19 protein-coding genes are annotated in these 17,982 nt (G+C 64.6%); 9 read left to right on the forward strand and 10 right to left on the reverse strand.

Translation table 11 applies throughout. From position 1 onward, the window contains the following. Positions 1-4: 4 nt before the first annotated feature. From lpxK to JQ558_RS05055, 6 genes are all read right to left on the reverse strand, one after another. The gene (lpxK, locus tag JQ558_RS05030) at positions 5-1,039 is read right to left on the reverse strand and encodes a tetraacyldisaccharide 4'-kinase (protein ID WP_212292983.1); all 1,035 of its coding nucleotides are present in this window, start codon (positions 1,037-1,039) and stop codon (positions 5-7) included. Next, complete coding sequence (locus JQ558_RS05035) at positions 1,032-2,372, reverse strand: 3-deoxy-D-manno-octulosonic acid transferase (protein ID WP_212292982.1); 1,341 nt, start codon at positions 2,370-2,372, stop codon at positions 1,032-1,034. Before JQ558_RS05035 ends, lpxK begins: the two co-directional genes overlap by 8 nt. After that, positions 2,335-3,048, reverse strand: coding sequence for a lysophospholipid acyltransferase family protein (locus JQ558_RS05040; RefSeq protein WP_212292981.1), 714 nt, complete (start codon positions 3,046-3,048; stop codon positions 2,335-2,337). Before JQ558_RS05040 ends, JQ558_RS05035 begins: the two co-directional genes overlap by 38 nt. Continuing rightward, positions 3,045-3,317 (reverse strand): DUF4170 domain-containing protein, encoded by a 273-nt coding sequence (locus tag JQ558_RS05045; protein WP_211993617.1) that lies wholly within the window; start codon positions 3,315-3,317, stop codon positions 3,045-3,047. Before JQ558_RS05045 ends, JQ558_RS05040 begins: the two co-directional genes overlap by 4 nt. A gap of 95 nt (positions 3,318-3,412) precedes the next feature. After that, positions 3,413-4,222: a 3'(2'),5'-bisphosphate nucleotidase CysQ gene (locus JQ558_RS05050; RefSeq protein ID WP_212292980.1), complete on the reverse strand. Its 810-nt coding sequence runs from the start codon at positions 4,220-4,222 to the stop codon at positions 3,413-3,415. Then, positions 4,209-5,615, reverse strand: coding sequence for a TldD/PmbA family protein (locus tag JQ558_RS05055; protein ID WP_212209650.1), 1,407 nt, complete (start codon positions 5,613-5,615; stop codon positions 4,209-4,211). The genes JQ558_RS05050 and JQ558_RS05055 overlap by 14 nt, the downstream gene beginning before the upstream one ends. Before the next feature lie 268 nt (positions 5,616-5,883). Between JQ558_RS05055 and JQ558_RS05060 the strand changes: the two genes are divergently transcribed. Continuing rightward, a complete protein-coding gene (locus JQ558_RS05060) occupies positions 5,884-6,408 on the forward strand; it encodes a DUF6101 family protein (RefSeq protein WP_212292979.1) in 525 nt (174 codons plus the stop codon). 95 nt (positions 6,409-6,503) lie between these two features. On the opposite strand, the gene ubiA is transcribed toward JQ558_RS05060, so the two are convergent. Further along, positions 6,504-7,430 (reverse strand): 4-hydroxybenzoate octaprenyltransferase, encoded by a 927-nt coding sequence (gene ubiA / locus JQ558_RS05065; protein ID WP_212292978.1) that lies wholly within the window; start codon positions 7,428-7,430, stop codon positions 6,504-6,506. Between the two features lie 10 nt (positions 7,431-7,440). Further along, the gene (locus tag JQ558_RS05070; RefSeq protein WP_212292977.1) at positions 7,441-8,121 is read right to left on the reverse strand and encodes a hypothetical protein; all 681 of its coding nucleotides are present in this window, start codon (positions 8,119-8,121) and stop codon (positions 7,441-7,443) included. Between the two features lie 205 nt (positions 8,122-8,326). Here JQ558_RS05070 and JQ558_RS05075 point away from each other — a divergent pair, with 205 nt between their 5' ends. From JQ558_RS05075 to JQ558_RS05100, 6 genes are all read left to right on the forward strand, one after another. Further along, positions 8,327-9,079, forward strand: coding sequence for a 16S rRNA (uracil(1498)-N(3))-methyltransferase (locus JQ558_RS05075; RefSeq protein WP_212292976.1), 753 nt, complete (start codon positions 8,327-8,329; stop codon positions 9,077-9,079). Between the two features lie 147 nt (positions 9,080-9,226). Then, positions 9,227-10,399, forward strand: coding sequence for an ATP phosphoribosyltransferase regulatory subunit (locus JQ558_RS05080; RefSeq protein WP_212292975.1), 1,173 nt, complete (start codon positions 9,227-9,229; stop codon positions 10,397-10,399). Continuing rightward, positions 10,396-11,373 (forward strand): ATP phosphoribosyltransferase, encoded by a 978-nt coding sequence (hisG, locus tag JQ558_RS05085; protein ID WP_212209644.1) that lies wholly within the window; start codon positions 10,396-10,398, stop codon positions 11,371-11,373. Before JQ558_RS05080 ends, hisG begins: the two co-directional genes overlap by 4 nt. A gap of 180 nt (positions 11,374-11,553) precedes the next feature. Further along, positions 11,554-12,600, forward strand: a complete 1,047-nt coding sequence (locus JQ558_RS05090; protein WP_212209643.1) for a glycosyltransferase family 2 protein — start codon at positions 11,554-11,556, stop codon at positions 12,598-12,600. Beyond that, a complete protein-coding gene (locus tag JQ558_RS05095) occupies positions 12,597-13,442 on the forward strand; it encodes a ChbG/HpnK family deacetylase (protein ID WP_212209642.1) in 846 nt (281 codons plus the stop codon). The genes JQ558_RS05090 and JQ558_RS05095 overlap by 4 nt, the downstream gene beginning before the upstream one ends. Before the next feature lie 130 nt (positions 13,443-13,572). Next, complete coding sequence (locus tag JQ558_RS05100; protein ID WP_212292974.1) at positions 13,573-14,415, forward strand: DUF2076 domain-containing protein; 843 nt, start codon at positions 13,573-13,575, stop codon at positions 14,413-14,415. A 255-nt stretch (positions 14,416-14,670) separates the two neighbouring features. Here the strand turns inward: JQ558_RS05100 and JQ558_RS05105 are convergent, their stop codons facing one another. Continuing rightward, positions 14,671-15,495: a L,D-transpeptidase gene (locus tag JQ558_RS05105; RefSeq protein WP_212209640.1), complete on the reverse strand. Its 825-nt coding sequence runs from the start codon at positions 15,493-15,495 to the stop codon at positions 14,671-14,673. A 308-nt stretch (positions 15,496-15,803) separates the two neighbouring features. On the opposite strand from JQ558_RS05105, the gene JQ558_RS05110 reads away from it, so the two are divergent. Beyond that, the gene (locus tag JQ558_RS05110; RefSeq protein ID WP_212209639.1) at positions 15,804-16,589 is read left to right on the forward strand and encodes a protein phosphatase CheZ; all 786 of its coding nucleotides are present in this window, start codon (positions 15,804-15,806) and stop codon (positions 16,587-16,589) included. A 109-nt stretch (positions 16,590-16,698) separates the two neighbouring features. Here JQ558_RS05110 and JQ558_RS05115 read toward each other — a convergent pair whose 3' ends face one another. After that, positions 16,699-17,214 (reverse strand): hypothetical protein, encoded by a 516-nt coding sequence (locus tag JQ558_RS05115; RefSeq protein WP_212209638.1) that lies wholly within the window; start codon positions 17,212-17,214, stop codon positions 16,699-16,701. 360 nt (positions 17,215-17,574) lie between these two features. Here JQ558_RS05115 and groES point away from each other — a divergent pair, with 360 nt between their 5' ends. Further along, on the forward strand, positions 17,575-17,871 hold the full coding sequence (groES, locus tag JQ558_RS05120; RefSeq protein WP_192738881.1) for a co-chaperone GroES: 297 nt from the start codon (positions 17,575-17,577) through the stop codon (positions 17,869-17,871). Positions 17,872-17,982: the final 111 nt, after the last annotated feature.

Consider the following 17,982-nt stretch of genomic DNA (forward strand, 5'->3'; position numbering starts at 1 on the left):
CGGGTCAAGCCCGGGACGACGACGCAAATTTCTTCTCGCGCGCCTTGAAGAGTTGATCGGTCACGAACCTCTTTAGCTTCGCGCCGTCCTCAAACTCGAGCGTCACCGCGAACGGCACGATCGCTTTCGCCCAATCCGGCAATCCGCCGCCGACTCTCAGGCGCGCCAGATCCTTTTCCGTCGTCACCAGCGTCAGCGCGTCGCGGCCGGCCTCGGCGATCAGGCTGTCTATCTCGGCCCTGGAGAAAGCGTGGTGATCGGCAAAGGCGTGCTGCCGGACCACGTCAACGCCGCTTGCCGTCAGCGTGCCGAAGAACCGTGCGGGATCGCCGATGCCGGCGAAGGCCAGCACGCGCTTGCCGCGCAGCGAAGCCACCGAATCCTGGTTCGGCACAAGGCGCGCGCGCAGCACCGGCTTGTCCTGCACGGCGATATCGGCCGCAACGCGGTCGGCCGCCGTGCCGTTGCCGACGATGATCAGCGCATCGGTGCGCGCGATTTGTGGCGGCAGGGGTGCACGCAACGGACCAGCGGGAAACACCTGCCCGTTGCCGAGGCCGCGGGCGCCGTCGATCACGATCAGCGAGGCATCCTTGGCGACGGCCGGACTCTGGAAACCGTCGTCCATCAGGATCACGGTCGCCGCCAGCGAACGCGCCAGCGGAACGCCGTCGGCGCGTTGGCGCGCGACCACCACCGGCAGCGTCGCCGCCAGCATCAGCGGCTCATCGCCGACATCGGCGGCGGCATGCCGCTCCGGATCGACCCGCACCGGCCCGCGTAATTTTCCGCCATAGCCGCGGCTCAGCACGACGGGCGTTTCGCCGAGCTCGCGGAGCAGCTTCGCCAGTGCCAGCACCGTCGGCGTCTTGCCGGCGCCGCCGACGTGATAATTGCCAATACAAATGACGGGGACGCCGGCATCCAGCCCCCCGCGCTGCATCCGTCTCGCGGCGATGGCGCCGTAGAGGGCAGCGAGCGGGCTCAACAGGTTGGATTGAAGAGAAGGCGGGCCGTGCCAGAAGCGCGGCTCACGCATTCGCGGCTCCCATTTCGAGCCGCAGCTGCAACAGATACGGCTCCAGCGCGATCATCGTGCGATCCAGCGCGCCGCCGAGCCGTTCGACCACACGCTCGGCAGCTTTGAGCGATACTTCGCGCGCCCTGGGATCGGCGAGCAGCTGACCGAGTTGCTTGACCAGGGCCTCCTGGGTGTCAGCCTTTCGCGCGCCGCCGGCCTGATCGAGCGCCTCATAGACGTCGCCGAAATTGAAGACGTGCGGGCCATGGACGATCGAGGCGCCGAGCTTGACCGCCTCGATCGGATTTTGTCCGCCATGTTCGACCAGCGATCCGCCCATGAACACGATCGGCGACAACCGGTAGAACAACCCGAGCTCGCCCATGGTGTCGGCGACATAGATGTCGGTCGCAGCGGTCGGCAATTCCTCGCGCGAACGCAGCGACGCGTGCAGGCCGGACGCCTCGACCATGCGCGCGATCGCCTCGCCGCGATCGGGATGCCGCGGCACGATCACGGTGAGCAGGTTCGGAAAGTATCCGGCGAGGGTCTTGTGCGCCTCCGCCAGCATCTCGTCCTCGCCGGGATGGGTGGAGGCGGCGATGACGACCGGACGGCCGCGCGTCATCGCCATCAGCCGCTCCAGCTTGGCTTGGTCCGCCGGTGGTGCGGGAACATCGAGCTTCAGATTGCCTGTGGTCACGACGTTGGGACAACCAAGTGTCGAAAACCTGTCGGCATCAGTTTCCGACTGCGCGAGGCACAGTTCGAACCGGCCGAGCAGCGCCGAGATGGTGCCGGAGACACGCCGCCAGCGCGGAAACGAGCGAGGCGACATGCGGCCGTTGATCAGCACCATCGGCACGCGCCGCGCCGCGCTCGACAGGATCAAATTCGGCCACAGATCGGACTCGATGAACAGCGCCAGCGACGGACGCCAATGGTCGAGAAACCGCGCGACATAGCGCGGCGAGTCGTAAGGGACATATTGATGGATAACGTCGGGCGGAAACCGCTTGGCGACGACCGCTGCCGAGGTCACCGTGCCCGAGGTGAGGAGGATGCGCAGGTTCAGCGCCCGCAGCTGCTCGACCAGCGCTGCCGAGGCCAGCACCTCGCCGACGCTGGCGCCGTGAATCCACACCAGCGGCCCGACCGGGCGAACATCGGCGCTCACGCCGCGGCGCTCGCTGACGCGCGCCGGATCTTCCTTGCCGAGCTTCAGCCGCCGGTTGATGAACGCAGGCGCCAGCGGCACCATCGCGGACGACAGACTCCGGTAGACGCGCAACGTCATCGGCAGCGGCAGCGAATTAACCAAGGGCGGCCTCCGGACGACCGACAGCCGCATAGGCGCGGCGGGTCGCTTCGTTCAGATAAGTCTCTACCTGTTGGCGCAGCTTTTCCATGGTCTCTGCGTCGGCGTCCGGCGGCACGAAAACCGCATCAATGCCTACCACGGCACCCCTGCCGAATGGCAAATTGATGGTGGAGGAGTCCCAATTTTTCAACCGGATGAACCGGCTGGTCACCATTGCAAACGGGAGTATCGGCCGCCCGGACTCCCGCGCCAGCATGATGAGGCCGAGCCCGACCACCCGCGCCCGCTTCGGCACGTCGGCGGTGGTCGCGACATTCCACCCCTGCTCCAGCGCCTGCACCATCTCCCGGAACGCGCCGACGCCACCCTTGCGGTGGAAGGCGCCGCCATGGTCGCCGGAACCTCTGATGGTTCCGATGCCCAGCCGTTCGGCCGCAATGGCGTTGAACTCGCCGTCGCGATGCCGCGAGATCAGGACCTTGGCGCGATGGCTCTCCTTGGTCTTGATGAACGGCGTGATGAAATGCTGGCCGTGCCAGAACGCGAGGATCGCCGGCATCACCGGCTCGACTTGGTCATAGACGTCAGCCGGTTCGTAGCTGAACTTGTTGGTCAGCCAGACCAGCCGCAGATATTCGGCCGCAAGCACACCGAGCGCGCGCTGAAGCCAGCTGCTGCGCAGCAAATCGCGAAGGAATCGTTTCAACGGGCAGGCTTCGCGTCTTGCTTGGTATCTTGCTTGGTGTCCTGCCCCGGATCGAGCAGCCGGTGGAGGTGGACCACGAAATAGCGCATGTGGGCGTTGTCCACGGTCTGCTGCGCCTTCGCCTTCCAGGCCGCATGGGCGGTGGCGTAATTCGGGTACACGCCGACGATATCGACCTGGTCGAGATCCTTGAAGGTGATGTGTTCGAGATCGGTCAACTCGCCGCCGATGACGAGATGAAGCAGTTGCGGCGGGGCACTATCTGGCATGATGATTTTTCCTAACGAGGTGCCCGGCAAGCAAGGTTGTTGAGGCGTATCGCATGATGAGTGGCGTGACGAACCGTGACGCAGGTCCGGCGTGTTCAGGGCAGCGGTCGGATTCGAAAATGCTCGACAATGCGTGCATGCCGATCACGTCCCGCAGCCACCAGCACCCCGTGCGTCACCTCCCGGCGATTATACTCAATCGTGTCCCCCGAGAGCGCCGTCATCCTACCATCGGCTTCGTGCACGATCAAATTCGCCGCCGCAAGGTCCCAATCGCGGCTCTGCCCGCCCGCAAAAGCGGCGTCCAGGCCGCCGTCCGCCACCCGACACAGCCGAAGCGCCAACGAGCCGATTCGCGGAAACAGCGTGATCTCATCGGACGACGGGCTCAGCCGCTGCACCAGCGGCTTGGGGCCGGCCATGCGGGAAAAATCCAGATCCGTGCCTGCGGTCGCCAGCACGCGCTTGCCGTTGCGCGTGGCGCCCTGCCCGCGCATCGCGAAGAAGAATTCGTCGGTCGCCGGTGCGAACACCGCCGCCAGCACCGGCGTGGCATCGGCCACCAGCGCAATGCTCACGCACCAGTCTTCGCGGCCGGCCAGATAGGCGCGGGTGCCATCGATGGGATCGACGATCCAGACCAGCTTCTTGCCGAGGCGCGTGTCGTCGTCGACGCTTTCCTCCGACAGCCAGCCATAATCAGGCGTTGCCGCGCGAAGGCGGCTTTCGACGAGATCGTTGACGGCGATGTCGGCTTCCGACACCGGCGACGAGGCGCCCTTGGTCCAGTTCTTCAGCTCGGTGCGAAACAACGACAGCGCCAGCGCCCCCGCCTCGCGCACCGTCTCCGTCAGCAGCGCGGCGTCGCGCGCCTTTGTCGTTTCAAGCGTATCAGCGTCCGCCAAGCGTCAAACCCTCGATGCGCACTGTCGGCGCATTGACGCCATAGCGGAATTCCAGATCGTTGGCCGCAGTCAGCGACTGGAAGATCGCCAGCAGATGGCCCGCGATCGTGACTTCGCTGACGGGATAGGTGATCTCGCCGTTCTCGATCCAGAAGCCGGACGCGCCGCGGCTGTAATCGCCGGTGACGCCGTTGACGCCGGAGCCGATCAGATCGGTGACGTAAAAGCCCTGCTTGATGTCAGAGATCAACTCGGCCGGCGTCGGCTCGCCCGCCTCCATGTGCAGATTGTACGATCCCGGCGACGGCGACGACGACACGCCGCGATGCGCATGGCCGGTCGTCACCAGTCCAAGTTCGCGCGCGGTCGCGGTGTCCAGCAGCCACGAGGTCAGCACGCCCTCGTCGATGATCGCGAGCTTCTTCACCGTGACGCCTTCGGCATCGAAGGTCTGCGAACGCAATCCGCGCACCCGCAGCGGATCGTCGATGATGCGGATGTTTTTGGCGAACAGTTGCTCGCCCATGCGGTCTTTCAGAAAACTGGTCTTGCGCGCGATCGAGGCGCCGTTGACGGCGCCGACGAGATGGCCGACCAGCGATCCCGACACCCGCGGATCGAACACGACCGGCACCTTGCAGGTCTCGACCTTGCGCGGATTGGCGCGCGCCACCGTGCGCTCGCCCGCCTTGCGGCCAACGCTTTCGGGCGCGGCGAGATCGGAGGCATGCGGCGCCGACGTGTAGTCGTAGTCGCGCTCCATGCCGGTGCCCTCGCCTGAAATCGCGGTCATCGAGATGCCCTGGCTCGATCGCAAATACGAGCCGTGGAACCCGGTCGAAGTCACCAGCACCATGCCGCCGATGCCGCTCGATGCCGACGCGCCGCCTGATCGCGTCACGCCCTTGACCGCAAGCGCCGCGGCCTCCGCTTCTACGGCGCGGCGTTCGAGTTCGGAAGTCGAGGGAACCGTGCGATCGAGCAGGTCGAGATCGGCGAACTCGCGTGCCAGGAGTGAAGGATCGGCGAGGCCGACATATTTGTCGTCGGGTGCGACCTTCGCCATCGCGACCGCGCGCTCGGCCAGTTTCGAAATGCCATCGCCGCTGATGTCGTTGGTCGAGACCACGGCCTGGCGCTGTCCGACCAGCACGCGCAATCCGACATCGTCGCCTTCCGAGCGCTCGGATTCCTCGACGCGGCCATCGCGCACTTCGACGCCTTGGCTGACGCCGCGCACCGCGACCGCATCAGCCGCGTCGGCGCCGGCGCGCCTGGCGGCCTCGACCAGTTGCTGCGCCAGCGTCGAGAGCGCCGACTGGTCGAACAGGTCCGAGGTCGCGGAAGATGAAGGCTTGGATGGTGAAGAGTTCACAAACAAAATCCCTGACATTGAAGCGAGTTGGGACGCAAATCTTTGGACCCATCAGATGTGCCTGATTCACAGGGATTTCAAGCATTTTGCGGTGCCAAAAGCCAATCATTTTCGGCTTCAAAGCAAGGACTCGTCAATCATGCGCGCCAAGCTCTTGTCAATCATGCGGGCAGAAGCAGTGCCGGTGACCTCGGGTTAACCAGCCTTTTTAAGCCAAAACGGAAACCGCTCGGCTAAGGTCTCACACATCGACCGGGAACATAATTCCGGCGGGGAGACGAAAGCCGTGAGGCGTCAAACAGCAACAAGCGGGATCAATCCCGCCGGGTCGGGCCGCGCATTGCGGCTCGACCCTCTTTCCCTTCCGCTCCGCTTCGATGCGCAGGACACCCGCGCCGACGGCGGCGTGCGGCAGATAGAACTTCACCGCGAACGCGTCGTGCTGCGCCGTGCCGTCAAGGGCATGCAGATGGCCGTCAACGTTCGCGTCAGCGATTTCCTTGGCGTGGCTTTGCGCGGTCTCGACGACGCGCAGATGCTGGTGCTGGTGCATCGCGACCCCTCGCTGAACATTCCGCTTGGCGTCAGCTCCGATGCCGAGGAGCTTTCTTCCGCCTGGCAGATGTGGAGCGATATCTTCGCGCTTCCGCTATTGCCGGAGGACAAGCGCCGCGATCCGGCCCAGCGCCGCCGCCGCCACAACGCGATCCGCGCCCGCCGCCCGAAATTTCTGGTGCGCCGCCGCCCCGGCGATTTGCTCAATCCGGCGAGTATCCACCAGGGCGAGCGCGAGATCATCGCGAGGGATTGAAATTGTTTTCGTAGGGTGGGTTAGCCGAAGGCGTAACCCACCGCTGTGCGGAAGATCAAGATGGTGGGTTACGCTTCGCTAACCCACCCTACACTTCAGCGCATCACCGCATCCAGCAGCAATCCCGCAAACAGCAGCAGCCCCGCATCGCGGTTGGATTTGAAGATGCGCAGGCACAGCGCGGGATCGCTGATGTCCAAGCGCCGGATTTGCCAGACCAGGTGAACAGCGAACGCGACCAGCCCGATCCATGCCGGCCATCGCGCCCCGCCGAGCACCAACGCGACGCCGATCAGCACCACTGCCAGTGAATAGAACACGACCAGCGCGCGATGCGTCGCCGCGCCGAACAGACGCGCGGTCGATTTGACGCCGATCAGCGCGTCGTCCTCGGCGTCCTGATGCGCGTAGATGGTGTCGTAGCCGATCACCCAGGCGATCGAGCCGGCATAGAGCACGAGCGCGGTCAGATCGACGCGTCCGAGCGTGACCGCAAATCCCATCAAGGCGCCCCATGAGAAGGCAAGGCCGAGCACGACCTGCGGCCACCAGGTGATGCGCTTCATGAAGGGATAGACCGCGACGATGATCAGCGACGCGATGCCGGTCATGATCGCGAAGCGGTTGAACTGCAGCAACACGGCGAGCCCAATCAGCGCCTGCAGCACCAGCCACGCCAGTGCCTGCGGCACGCTCACCTGTCCGGCCGGAATCGGGCGCGACCGCGTGCGCTCGACCTTGCCGTCGAGATCGCGATCGGTGATGTCGTTCCAGGTGCACCCCGCCCCGCGCATCACGAAGGCGCCGATGAAGAACAGCACGATGACGAGCCACAATTGACTGGCGTCGCGCGCGATGCCGGCGGCCAGCGCCGCCGACCACCAGCACGGCATCAGCAACAGCCAGGAGCCGATCGGCCGGTCGAAACGGGAAAGCCGCAGATAGGGCCGCGACCAGGACGGCGCGCGCGTATCGACCCAGTTGCCGGTGGCGTCGGCAACGCGGGCCGTAGCGTCGCTCATCGGAAGGCGGTCATCGGGTGAGAACGTTGCCGTTCAGCGTATCGAACGTGCTGCCGCCCTTCCGCACGGTTTGCGCCTCGGGCAGCGCCGCCGAAGAACCGAGCGCTTCGCTCAGGCTCGGCGCGGCCGCGCGCTGCGCCTGCGCGCCCTGCTGCGCCACCGTGCAGACCTGCTTTTGCATTTTTTCGGTGTTCTTGTGGCCGTTCTTGAGCTGCTCGGCGATCTGCGGCGGAATTCCGCATTTCGCGGAATTGGCCTCGACATATTTGATCATCTTGACTTCGGCCGCGCTGTAATTGCCGATCAGCTTGCAGGCCTCGTCCGGCGACGCCTTGCGATCGCTGGCGGCCTTGATCAGCTTGCCGCGCTTCTCGGCTTCCTCGCGCAACGGGACGAAGTTCTTCATGCAGGCATCCTGCGCGCCGCCGGCTTGTGGCGGCGGCGCCGCTCCGCGGTCGAATACCGAACCGCCCCCGACAGGGGCGGCTCCCGCCGACGGGAACGGTGAAGGACCCCCCACCGATGCCGCTGGCGCCCCGCCGTTCACCGGCGGAAACGGCGATGCGTTGCTGGCCGCGGCGGGGGCAGCCTGTCCGGGCAGCGGCGCCGGAAATGGGGTCTGCGCAAAGGCCTGCCCCGCGAGAACGGTCACGGCAATCGTCAGCGGCACAATGAGACGGCGGATTTTCAAAGGTGTTTCTCCGGCAAAGGTCCAGCAGGGCCCGGGCGACTTCCGATCGAAGCACAATTCCGACGGGGCTTTTTACGATTCCTGCCGGCCCTTAACAACCCGTGGATTTAGGCGGCAGCGCGGCGCTGGGCCGCACCGAATCATTAAATTGTCCCCGGATTCTAGCCCTTTAGGCTAAAACCGGCGCGAAACGGAACAATCACAGATGCCTGAACTCGATTTTCGTGCCCCTCGCCTGTTCGTCGATGCCCCCTTGAGCCCGGGCGAAAGGGTCGCGCTGGAGCGCAACCAGAGCAATTATCTCGGCAATGTGCTGCGGCTTGCCGCCGGCGAATCGATCCTGGTGTTCAACGGCCGTGACGGCGAATGGCAGGCGCAGATTATCGGGCGGAAGCGGCCCGACAGCCTTGAGATCCTCATTCAGAACCGGCCGCAGGATCGCCTGCCCGACATCGCCTACGTCTTTGCCCCGTTAAAGCATGCCCGGCTCGACTACATGGTGCAGAAGGCGGTCGAGATGGGCGCCTCACGGCTGCAGCCGGTGTTGACGCGTTTCACCCAGGTCTCGCGGGTCAATGGCGAGCGGATGCGCGCCAATGTCATCGAGGCCGCCGAGCAATGCGGCATCCTGAGTCTCGCCGATGTTGCCGAGCCGATGCCGCTCGATCGCTTTCTGAGCCAGCGCCAGCCGGAGCGCCTCCTGGTTTTCTGCGACGAGGCCGCGGAAACCACCTCGCCGCTGCAGGCGCTGCAAAACGCGTTAACGGCGGCTGGCGGCATCGACATCCTGATCGGTCCCGAAGGCGGATTTGCCGAGGAAGAGCGCACGCTGCTGCTGCGCCAGCCGCGAACCCTGCGGCTTTCCCTTGGCCCCCGAATTTTGCGCGCCGATACGGCCGGCGTCGCGGCGCTGGCGCTGGTGCAGGCCGCGCTCGGCGACTGGGCCGGGCCGGGTTAGCCAGCCGAGGCCGTTAAGCCTCATTGAACCCCGCGTTAAGCGACGACACCAATCTCTGTCGAAACCCTGCCCCGGCCATGCTAAGGCCTCCGCCACCAAACGCTCGATACCTCTAGGAACCCGTTTTTCGGGATATTTGGACGCGAAATGACCGTAACCGCCGCCATCGATGGTGCCGCCGGGTCCGCCACCTGGGTGGACGCGCTGCTTTTGTCGTTTGCGCAGGCCGGCTACGCCCAGGCTGAACCGGCGATTTTGCAGCCGGCCGAGCCGTTCCTCGACCTCTCCGGCGAGGACATCCGCAAGAGCCTCTATCTGACCACCGACGCCAGCGGCGAGGAACTTTGCCTTCGTCCCGATCTCACCATTCCGGTGGCGCGGGACTATCTGGCCTCGGGCCGCGCCGGCCAGCCCGCGGGCTTCAGCTATCTCGGGCCGGTGTTCCGTTATCGCGACGGTCAGCCGAGCCAGTTCCTGCAGGCCGGCATCGAATCCTTCGGCCGGCAGGATCGCGCCGCGGCGGATGCGGAAATGCTGGCGCTGGCGCTGGAGGCGACTTCGGCGTTCGGCCTGAGCGATGTCGAAATCCGCACCGGCGACGTCGCGCTGTTCACCGCGCTGATCGATGCGCTCGAACTTTATCCGGTCTGGAAGCGGCGGCTGATCAAGGATTTCAACCGCAAGGTCAGCCTCGCCCAGGACATCGAGCAGCTGACACTGGCGACCGCCCCCGGCCGCAATGAATATGAAGGCGTGCTGGCAGCCCTTGCCGGCTCCGACCGCAAGGCCGCGCTGGCGCTGGTCACCGACCTGATGTCGATCGCCGGCACCACCAATGTCGGCGGCCGCACGGTTTCCGAAATCGCCGACCGCTTTCTCGAACAATCGACGCTCAAGAGCGGCTCGCTGCCGCGCGACGCGCTCGCGACCATCAAGCGCTTTCTTGCCATCGCGGGCGACCCCGATGACGCGGTGGCGCAATTGCGCGCGCTGGCCGAGGACACCAGGCTCAATTTGACGGCGGCGATCGATCAGCTCGAAAGCCGCGTCGGCTTCATGGCCGCGCGCGGCATCGACACCAGCCTGACGCGTTTTTCGACGTCGTTCGGACGCGGCCTCGACTATTACACCGGCTTCGAGTTCGAACTGCACGCCAAAGGTCGCGTCAAGGACAACGGCGTCGAGCCGCTGGTGGCGGGCGGGCGCTATGACGGGCTGATGACCCAGTTGGGCTCGGCCGCGCCGATCCCGGCGGTGGGCTTCTCGGTCTGGATCGAAGCCCTGACGCAACTCCGCAAACCGGTCGGGAACGCATCATGACCGCGCCCTTCGTTCTCGCCGTTCCCTCCAAGGGCCGCCTGCAGGAAGAAGCCCAGGCGTTCTTTTCGCGCGCCGGCCTCAGCCTCGCCAAGCCGCGCGGCGCGCGCGATTATCGCGGCACGATCTCCGGGCTCGACAATGTCGAGATCGCCTATCTCTCGGCGAGCGAGATTGCCTCGCAGCTCGCCCGCGGCATGGTGCATCTTGGCGTGACCGGCGAAGATCTCCTGCGCGAAAGCATCGTGGACGCCGACAAGCGCGTGCTGTTGATCGACAATCTCGGCTTCGGCAGCGCCAATGTCGTGGTCGCGGTACCGCAGGCCTGGATCGACGTTCGCACCATGGCCGATCTCGACGACGTCACGACGGGTTTCCGCGCGCAGCATAACCGGCGCATGCGGGTCGCGACCAAATACATCAACCTGACCCGGAACTTCTTTGCCACCCACGGCGTGGTCGACTACCGCATCGTCGAGAGCGCCGGCGCCACCGAAGGCGCGCCCGCGGTCGGCACCGCCGAGATGATCGTCGATATCACGACAACAGGGGCTACCCTCGTCGCCAACGGCCTCAAGGTGCTTGACGACGGCGTGATCCTGCGCAGCCAGGCCAATCTCGTCGCCTCAAAGGATGCCGACTGGTCGAGCGGGGCGCGCGAGACCGCGCGCGTCATCCTCGATCACATTGCCGCACGCGCGCGCGCCGCCAAATATCGCGAAGTCCGTACCCGCTTTGCCGGTTGCAACGACAGGCTGCTGACCGAGGCGCATAACCGCTTCGGTGTCGTCGCCCCGTTCGGCGGACCGACCTCGTCGGGCATGCTGACGCTGCACTGCCCGCCGTCGAAGCTCTACGCGCTCGGCAGCTTCCTGCGCGAGCACGGCGCCGATACGGTTTCGGTGGCTTCCCTCGAATATGTGCTCGACCGGGAAAACCCGCTGTTCGCCCGGCTCGAGGCGTTTCTGCGACAATAAGGCGGCTGTGTTTTCAAAGCGGCTCTTGTTTTCGTTCATCGTAGCGACAGCCAGTGGCAAGTAACATATGCTGTTGGGAGCATGATCCGGAAAAAGCCTGCCCCGCACTTGATGCGGGGTGGGCACCGGTTTTCCGAAGAGATCATGCTAAAAACATATGGATGATTTGGAACCTGATCGATGACGCTTGGCTCTGACGTTTCCGGCCTGTCCACCACCGCGGCGAGCGCCGCGGCGCGGGGGCTGTCGATTGTCGTGCCTGTCTATAACGAGGCCGCCGGGCTCGCGTTGCTGCACGAGCGGCTGATCGGCCTCGCCAGGACATTGCGGCAGCGCTACGGCCTCGCCAGCGAAGTGGTCTATGTCGACGACGGCAGCGCCGATACCACGCTCACGATCGCGCGCACCCTGAAGGCCGACGCGCTCGACGTTCAGGTGGTGTCGCTGTCGCGCAATTTCGGCAAGGAAGCCGCCTTGATGGCGGGGCTCGACCATGCGCGGCGCGGCGCGGTGCTGTTCATGGACGGCGACGGCCAGCATCCGCCGACTTTGGTCGAGAAGCTGGTCAGCCACTGGATCGATGACGGCTACGACGTTGTCTATACGGCGAAGGCGCATCGCGACAATGAATCGTTTCTGCGTCGTCTTGCCGTGCACGGCTTCTACGCGCTGATCAATTACGGCGCACGGCAGAAAATCCCCGAGGATGCCGGCGACTTCCGCCTGCTGTCGCCGCGCGCCGCGGCAGCGCTCAAGCAGCTGCCCGAGCGCAATCGCTTCTTCAAGGGTCTGGCGAGCTGGATCGGCTTTCGCCAGATCCGCGTCGATTATGAGCCGGCGCCGCGCGCACACGGCGTCACCACCTTCAGCGCCGGCCGGCTGGTGGGCCTGTCGATCGAGGGGCTGACCTCGTTCTCGGTAGCGCCGCTGCGCTTTGCCAGCCTGCTCGGCGTGCTGCTCGCCGTGGGCGCCTTTCTGTTCGGCCTGACTATTCTCTGGGAAGTCTTGACCACGGGCAAGCAGGTCCCCGGCTATCCCTCGCTCGTGATCGGCCTGATGACGATCGGCGGCGTGCAGCTGATCATGATCGGTATCGTCGGCGAATATATCGGCAAGATCCTGTCGGAGCTGAAAGCGCGTCCGATCTATTTCGTCGCCGAACACTCCGAGAAGCACGCGGACGAAACGACCACCACAACTGTCAGCGAACGGACCGCCGCGGAATGAACGATGCCGCGCCGCCGCGCCGTATCTGGCTGTGCGCCGATGATTACGGGATCAGCGAGGGCGTCAATCGCGCCATTCGCGAGCTGATCGGCCAGCGCCGCCTCAATGCGACATCGGTGATGGTGGTCGGCCCGGCGATCGGCCGCGGCGAGGTCACGGCGCTGCAGGACGCCGCCGCCGGCAGCCCGCGCTGCGCCATCGGCCTGCATGCGACGCTGACCGCGCCATTCCGGCCGCTGACGATGCACTTCAGACCGACCGATGGCGGCATGTTTCTGCCGCTGCCGGCGATGCTGCGTTCGGGCCTGCTGCGGCGGCTCGATCCCGAGATGATCCATGCCGAATTGATCGATCAGCTGGCCGCGTTCCAGGATCTGTTCGGCCGCCCGCCGGATTTCGTTGACGGCCATCAGCATGCGCAGCTCTTCCCGCAGGTGCGCGATGCGTTTCTGCGCGCGGTGAAGCAGGCCGCGCCCGGCGCCTGGGTTCGCCAGGGCGGGCGCCTGCAGCCGCTGGCCAAACGGCTCGGCGCGCCGAAGGCGCTGCTGCTCGATGCGCTCAGCTCGCGGTTTCGCAAGCTCGCCACCCGTGCCGGTATCCCGTTCAATCCGGCCTTTGCCGGCGCCTATGATTTTTCGAAGACGCCCGATTTCGGCGTCCTGATGGGACAATTCCTGCAGGGCATGCCGGAGGGCGGGCTGGTGATGTGTCATCCGGGCTTCGTCGACGAAACCCTCATCAGCCTCGATCCCCTGACCACACAGCGCGAAAGCGAGCACGCGTTTCTCGCCGGCGCGCAATTGCCGCCGCTGCTGGCAAGGAACAATGTTACACTGGCTTGAGTTTGCTCAATAAACCGGCCGGTCGTTTTGTCGCATACCGAAATTTAATCTGCCCTCCCACTACTTGCGACACAAACCCCGCCCTACATCTGCCCCGCGCTTCGAGGCACCGGGCGCGATGGAGAACGCCATGACACCGCAAGAACGCCAACTGATTGACGATCTTTTCGACCGCCTTGCCAAGCTGGAAAACGCCCCGCGCGATCCCGAAGCCATGTCCGCGATCATGCAGGGCCTGCGTGGTGCGCCCAATGCCGTCTATGCGCTGGTGCAGACGGCGCTGGTGCAGGACGAAGCGCTGAAGCGCGCCAACGACCGCATCCAGCAACTGGAAGGCGGACATGCGGGCGAACAGAATCAACCCGGCGGTTTCCTCGATTCGATGCGTGACACCATCTTCGGGCAGAGCCAGCCGCGCGGCTCGGTGCCTAACGTCCGCTCGCCCGGCATGGGCGGCCGCCCGGTATGGAACAGCGGCGAGGTGATCCAGCAGGCCCAAGGTCCAGGACAGGGACAACCCGGACAATACGGCCAGCCCGGCTACGGTCAGCCGGCCTATGGTCAACCGCAGCAGCAGCAACCGCCGTTCGGCGGCGGCGGCGGCTCGTTCCTCGGAACGGCGGCGGCGGCAGCCGCCGGCGTGGTCGGCGGATCGATGCTGCTCGGCAGCATCCGCTCGATGATGGGCGGCGGCGGCAACCAGCAGGCGGCCTTCGGCGGCGATAGCGGTGGTCATCGCGGCAGCGTCGAAGACCGGCGGCCTGGCGGCAGCGATCAATCCGGCGGCGATTTGGCGCGGGAGGCCGGTGCCAATGACATCGGCTCGTCCGGAAGTTCGCGCACCGGGCTGTTCGACGACAACAACAGCGGTGACAGCTCACGCAGCGGATACTTCGACAACGCATCGAACGAGGACAATTATGACGACATGGATGACGGCTTCGATGGTGACGGCGGCGGCGACGACGATTAAGCCTGAACGACGTCACGTCTGAAAAAGAAAACGGCCGCTCGATCGGGCGGCCGTTTTGATTCCTCTTCCTCGTCGTCCCGGCCTTGAGCCGGGACCCATAACCACCACTGCTCGTGGTAAGCGAAGCTGTGGCAACGGACATACAAAACCAACAGACATCTGTGGTTATGGGTCCCGGCCTTCGCCGGGACGACAGCGATGATTGCAAAACGGCCGCTCGATCGAGCGGCCGTTTTTTTCGAGACCTGGTTTTGCTCAGATCACAACGACCTTGGCGCCGACGCCGACGCGGCCGTAGAGATCGATCACGTCTTCATTGCGCATCCGGATGCAGCCGGACGAGACGTTGGTGCCGATGGTCCAGGGCTCGTTGGAGCCGTGGATGCGGTAAAGCGTCGATCCCAGATACATCGCGCGGGCGCCGAGCGGATTCTGCGGACCGCCTTCCATGTGCCGCGGCAGATCGGGACGCCGCGCCAGCATTTCCGGCGGCGGGGTCCAGGCCGGCCATTCCTTCTTCGCCGAAATCGTCTTGACGCCGGACCAGGTGAAGCCGGGGCGGCCGACGCCGATCCCGTAGCGCAGCGCCTTGCCGTCGCCCTGCACCAGGAACAGGAACTTGTTGGGCGTATCGACGACGATGGTGCCGACACCTTCCTTGCCGTGATAGTCGACAACCTGCTTGTTGTACTTCGGATCGACCGGGCGCTGTGCCGGCTCGAGCGCCTCTTCCTGCTGCTGACGCATCGATTGTTGCGGATCCATCGGCGGCAGGGTGCCGCGCCGTCCGCCATATCCGTACCCCGGCTGCTGCTGGTAATCCGGCTGCTGCTGATAGACGGGCTGCTGCTGATAGCGGCCGCCCTGCACCGGCCCATCGCCGAACAGGAATTCAATGAAGCCGCCGCCCATTTGCGAACGTTCGGCATAGGCGGTGCGTACCGGCGCAGGTTGCGCGGGCCGATTGGCGTAGATCACGGTGGGTTCGGCGAGCGGAGAGGCGTCGATCGCCAACGCAGAATCGGAGAAGCCAAGGCACGACACGCCCGCAAGGAGCGCGAGAGACATTTTTCTGAACATCGACGTACTCTGTACTGTTTCGTCACTGTTAGATCTTGGCGACGCCTGAGCGGCGCCGTTGCACGTGGTCAATAAAGGGTCAAAACCACATCGGTTTGGTAAACAGAAACGGCGTTTGGATTCACCACGTCACAGGTTGCGCGCTGATTTGCCCGGTAGCGTTTATTTTGAGTGAACGCCGCACACGCATGGTTAATCCCTGGTATGCGCTTCGCGCAACACTGCGCCGCGATGTGTTCCCGCGTGAACCTCACGTTAAATCGCATCTGTCTAAAACAGGTCACGGAGTTAAGGGGTGGGAATACATCATGTCGGTTAGTCGCAAACGTTTTCGTATCGAACAGGCCATTTTGGGCGATGTGCCAATACCGGTGTCCGCGGCTGCCGAAGGCGGCGACATCGGCCCGATGCATCGCGAGATCATGAGCGAGCTGCGCTCGATCCGCGCCCAGATGGCCGCGGGCGGTCAAGGCCGCTCAGTTGTGACTGAATCGGCGGAAGCGTCGGTGGCGCGCGAGGTTGCCGAAGCCCAGGCGCTGCTGGAAACCTATCGTGCCCAGATCGAGCAGTGTGAAAAGCTCAAGGTCGAACTCGACCTCATTCACGACGCCATCAACCGCACCAAGCGCGAAATCGCAACGCTGCACGGCAAGAGCTTTGACGGCGGCGAAATGGCCAAGGTCAATGGCGAGCTCGGCGCCGTCGTCGGCGGAACCGAGCAGGCCACGCAGCAAATTCTCGAAGCCACCGAGGCGATCGACCAGGCGGCGACCGCGCTGTCCAAGAACACTTCGCCGGACCAGCAGAAGCTGCTCAGCGAGGAAATCCAGGAACGCGTCATCGCGATCTTCGAAGCCTGCAATTTCCAGGATCTCACCGGTCAGCGCATCAGCAAGGTGATGACCACGATGAAGTTCATCGAGAACCACATCAACGTCATGATGGACATCTGGGGTGGCGTCGACGCGCTGAAGGCGCACGCGACCCCGATCGTCGACACCCGTGAAGGCGACGCCAAGCTGCTCAACGGTCCGAAGCTCGACGGCGACGTCGGCCATGCCTCGCAGGACGACATCGACGCGCTGTTTGATTAGGAATTCCGGCGCGCCGGGCGACAACGCCTGGCGACGTCACGTCGAGAAAAAAAACGCCGGCGCGGAGCCGGCGTTTTTTATTGCGGATGAGGTTAAGGCTTTTGTGGTCTCACGCGCGCGGCGCGCAGCGGACATAGACCATGTTGCCGTAACGAACCCCGGCATCCTTTTCGACGAAGCGGGTCACCAGCACACGGCCGTCGAACGAGACGATCTCGCGATCCTGCTCGCCCGGGGTCGCTCCCGCCGGGCCGATATAATTCTTGCCGCTCGGAGAGCCCTTGAGGCGCAGTTCCTGCGGGGTCGCCTGGTCGGCCAGATGCATGACCACGCCCCCGGAGGTGCCGGCGGTGATCACATAAGGCTGCCTGCACTGATCGCGGGCCATCTTTTCGGTGCGGGCCCGGTCGTTCGGATTCTGATACGAGGCGAGACCCCAGCGGCCGACGATTTCGTCGGAGCGGATCGTCGCCGGCATCTCGGGCGCCACGCCCGGCTCGGGCGGAGGCGCGGAACTTGATGACAGCGACGGCAGGCTCATGCTGCTGCACGCCCCCAGGATTATCGTGAGCGCCGAGGCGATCGCCAGATTGGCAACCACGCGCGCAGTACCGGACCCGATCATCGCATTCCCCCAAACAAGTTTTTTGGCCGCACCCGTCCTGCAGCCAACCGTAAAACACGTGCCGGAGCAATGACGTCCATCAAATTACGCCGCCGCTCCGATTTGGTTTCTCAGGGAGCATCCTATATTGGCCTCACCAAGGCCTTAACCTTTTTTGGGCCTTAACCCCCTTGCTTGACAGGATCGGCGCCAAGCCATATTCCCCGGACCACACATTAGCACTCAAATGCGACGATTGCTAAGGCAAGAATTGCCCGGGGAGTTTGGCCGTCCCGCCCGGGACGGTGTCGAATACCCGGCATTAACAGCCATTTTGATGGCAATCAGACCTGAAACCAAGCCTTCCACAGAGGAAACCTCATGGCCAAATCCAAATTCCGCCCGCTGCATGACCGCGTCGTGGTCAAGCGTATCGACGCCGAAGAGAAGACCAAGGGCGGCATCATCATTCCCGACAGCGCCAAGGAAAAGCCCTCGCAGGGCGAAATCACGGCCGTCGGCCCGGGCGGCCGGGACGAAGCCGGCAAGCTGATCCCGATTGACCTCAAGGTCGGCGACCGCGTGCTGTTCGGCAAATGGTCGGGCACCGAGGTCAAGCTCGACGGTGAGGAACTCCTCATCATGAAGGAATCCGACATCATGGGCGTGCTGGTTTAAGCACCGCCTGACTACCGCCGCACCCTCATTCGTCGGCGCATCCCTTCTTTCCTTCTCCCCTTGTGGGAGAAGGTGGCGCGCAAAGCGCGCCGGATGAGGGGTCTCCATCCG

Source organism: Bradyrhizobium sp. AUGA SZCCT0160 (assembly GCF_018130105.1).
Lineage (GTDB): Bacteria > Pseudomonadota > Alphaproteobacteria > Rhizobiales > Xanthobacteraceae > Bradyrhizobium.

Coding starts and splice junctions, on each gene's coding strand:
- lpxK (WP_212292983.1), bottom strand. CDS start 1,039: ATGCGTGAGCCGCGCTTCTGGCACGGCCCGCCTTCTCTTCAATCCAAC.
- JQ558_RS05035 (WP_212292982.1), bottom strand. CDS start 2,372: ATGCGGCTGTCGGTCGTCCGGAGGCCGCCCTTGGTTAATTCGCTGCCG.
- JQ558_RS05045 (WP_211993617.1), bottom strand. CDS start 3,317: ATGCCAGATAGTGCCCCGCCGCAACTGCTTCATCTCGTCATCGGCGGC.
- JQ558_RS05055 (WP_212209650.1), bottom strand. CDS start 5,615: ATGTCAGGGATTTTGTTTGTGAACTCTTCACCATCCAAGCCTTCATCT.
- ubiA (WP_212292978.1), bottom strand. CDS start 7,430: ATGAGCGACGCTACGGCCCGCGTTGCCGACGCCACCGGCAACTGGGTC.
- JQ558_RS05075 (WP_212292976.1), top strand. CDS start 8,327: ATGCCTGAACTCGATTTTCGTGCCCCTCGCCTGTTCGTCGATGCCCCC.
- JQ558_RS05080 (WP_212292975.1), top strand. CDS start 9,227: ATGACCGTAACCGCCGCCATCGATGGTGCCGCCGGGTCCGCCACCTGG.
- hisG (WP_212209644.1), top strand. CDS start 10,396: ATGACCGCGCCCTTCGTTCTCGCCGTTCCCTCCAAGGGCCGCCTGCAG.
- JQ558_RS05090 (WP_212209643.1), top strand. CDS start 11,554: ATGACGCTTGGCTCTGACGTTTCCGGCCTGTCCACCACCGCGGCGAGC.
- JQ558_RS05095 (WP_212209642.1), top strand. CDS start 12,597: ATGAACGATGCCGCGCCGCCGCGCCGTATCTGGCTGTGCGCCGATGAT.
- JQ558_RS05100 (WP_212292974.1), top strand. CDS start 13,573: ATGACACCGCAAGAACGCCAACTGATTGACGATCTTTTCGACCGCCTT.
- JQ558_RS05105 (WP_212209640.1), bottom strand. CDS start 15,495: ATGTTCAGAAAAATGTCTCTCGCGCTCCTTGCGGGCGTGTCGTGCCTT.
- JQ558_RS05110 (WP_212209639.1), top strand. CDS start 15,804: ATGTCGGTTAGTCGCAAACGTTTTCGTATCGAACAGGCCATTTTGGGC.
- JQ558_RS05115 (WP_212209638.1), bottom strand. CDS start 17,214: ATGATCGGGTCCGGTACTGCGCGCGTGGTTGCCAATCTGGCGATCGCC.
- groES (WP_192738881.1), top strand. CDS start 17,575: ATGGCCAAATCCAAATTCCGCCCGCTGCATGACCGCGTCGTGGTCAAG.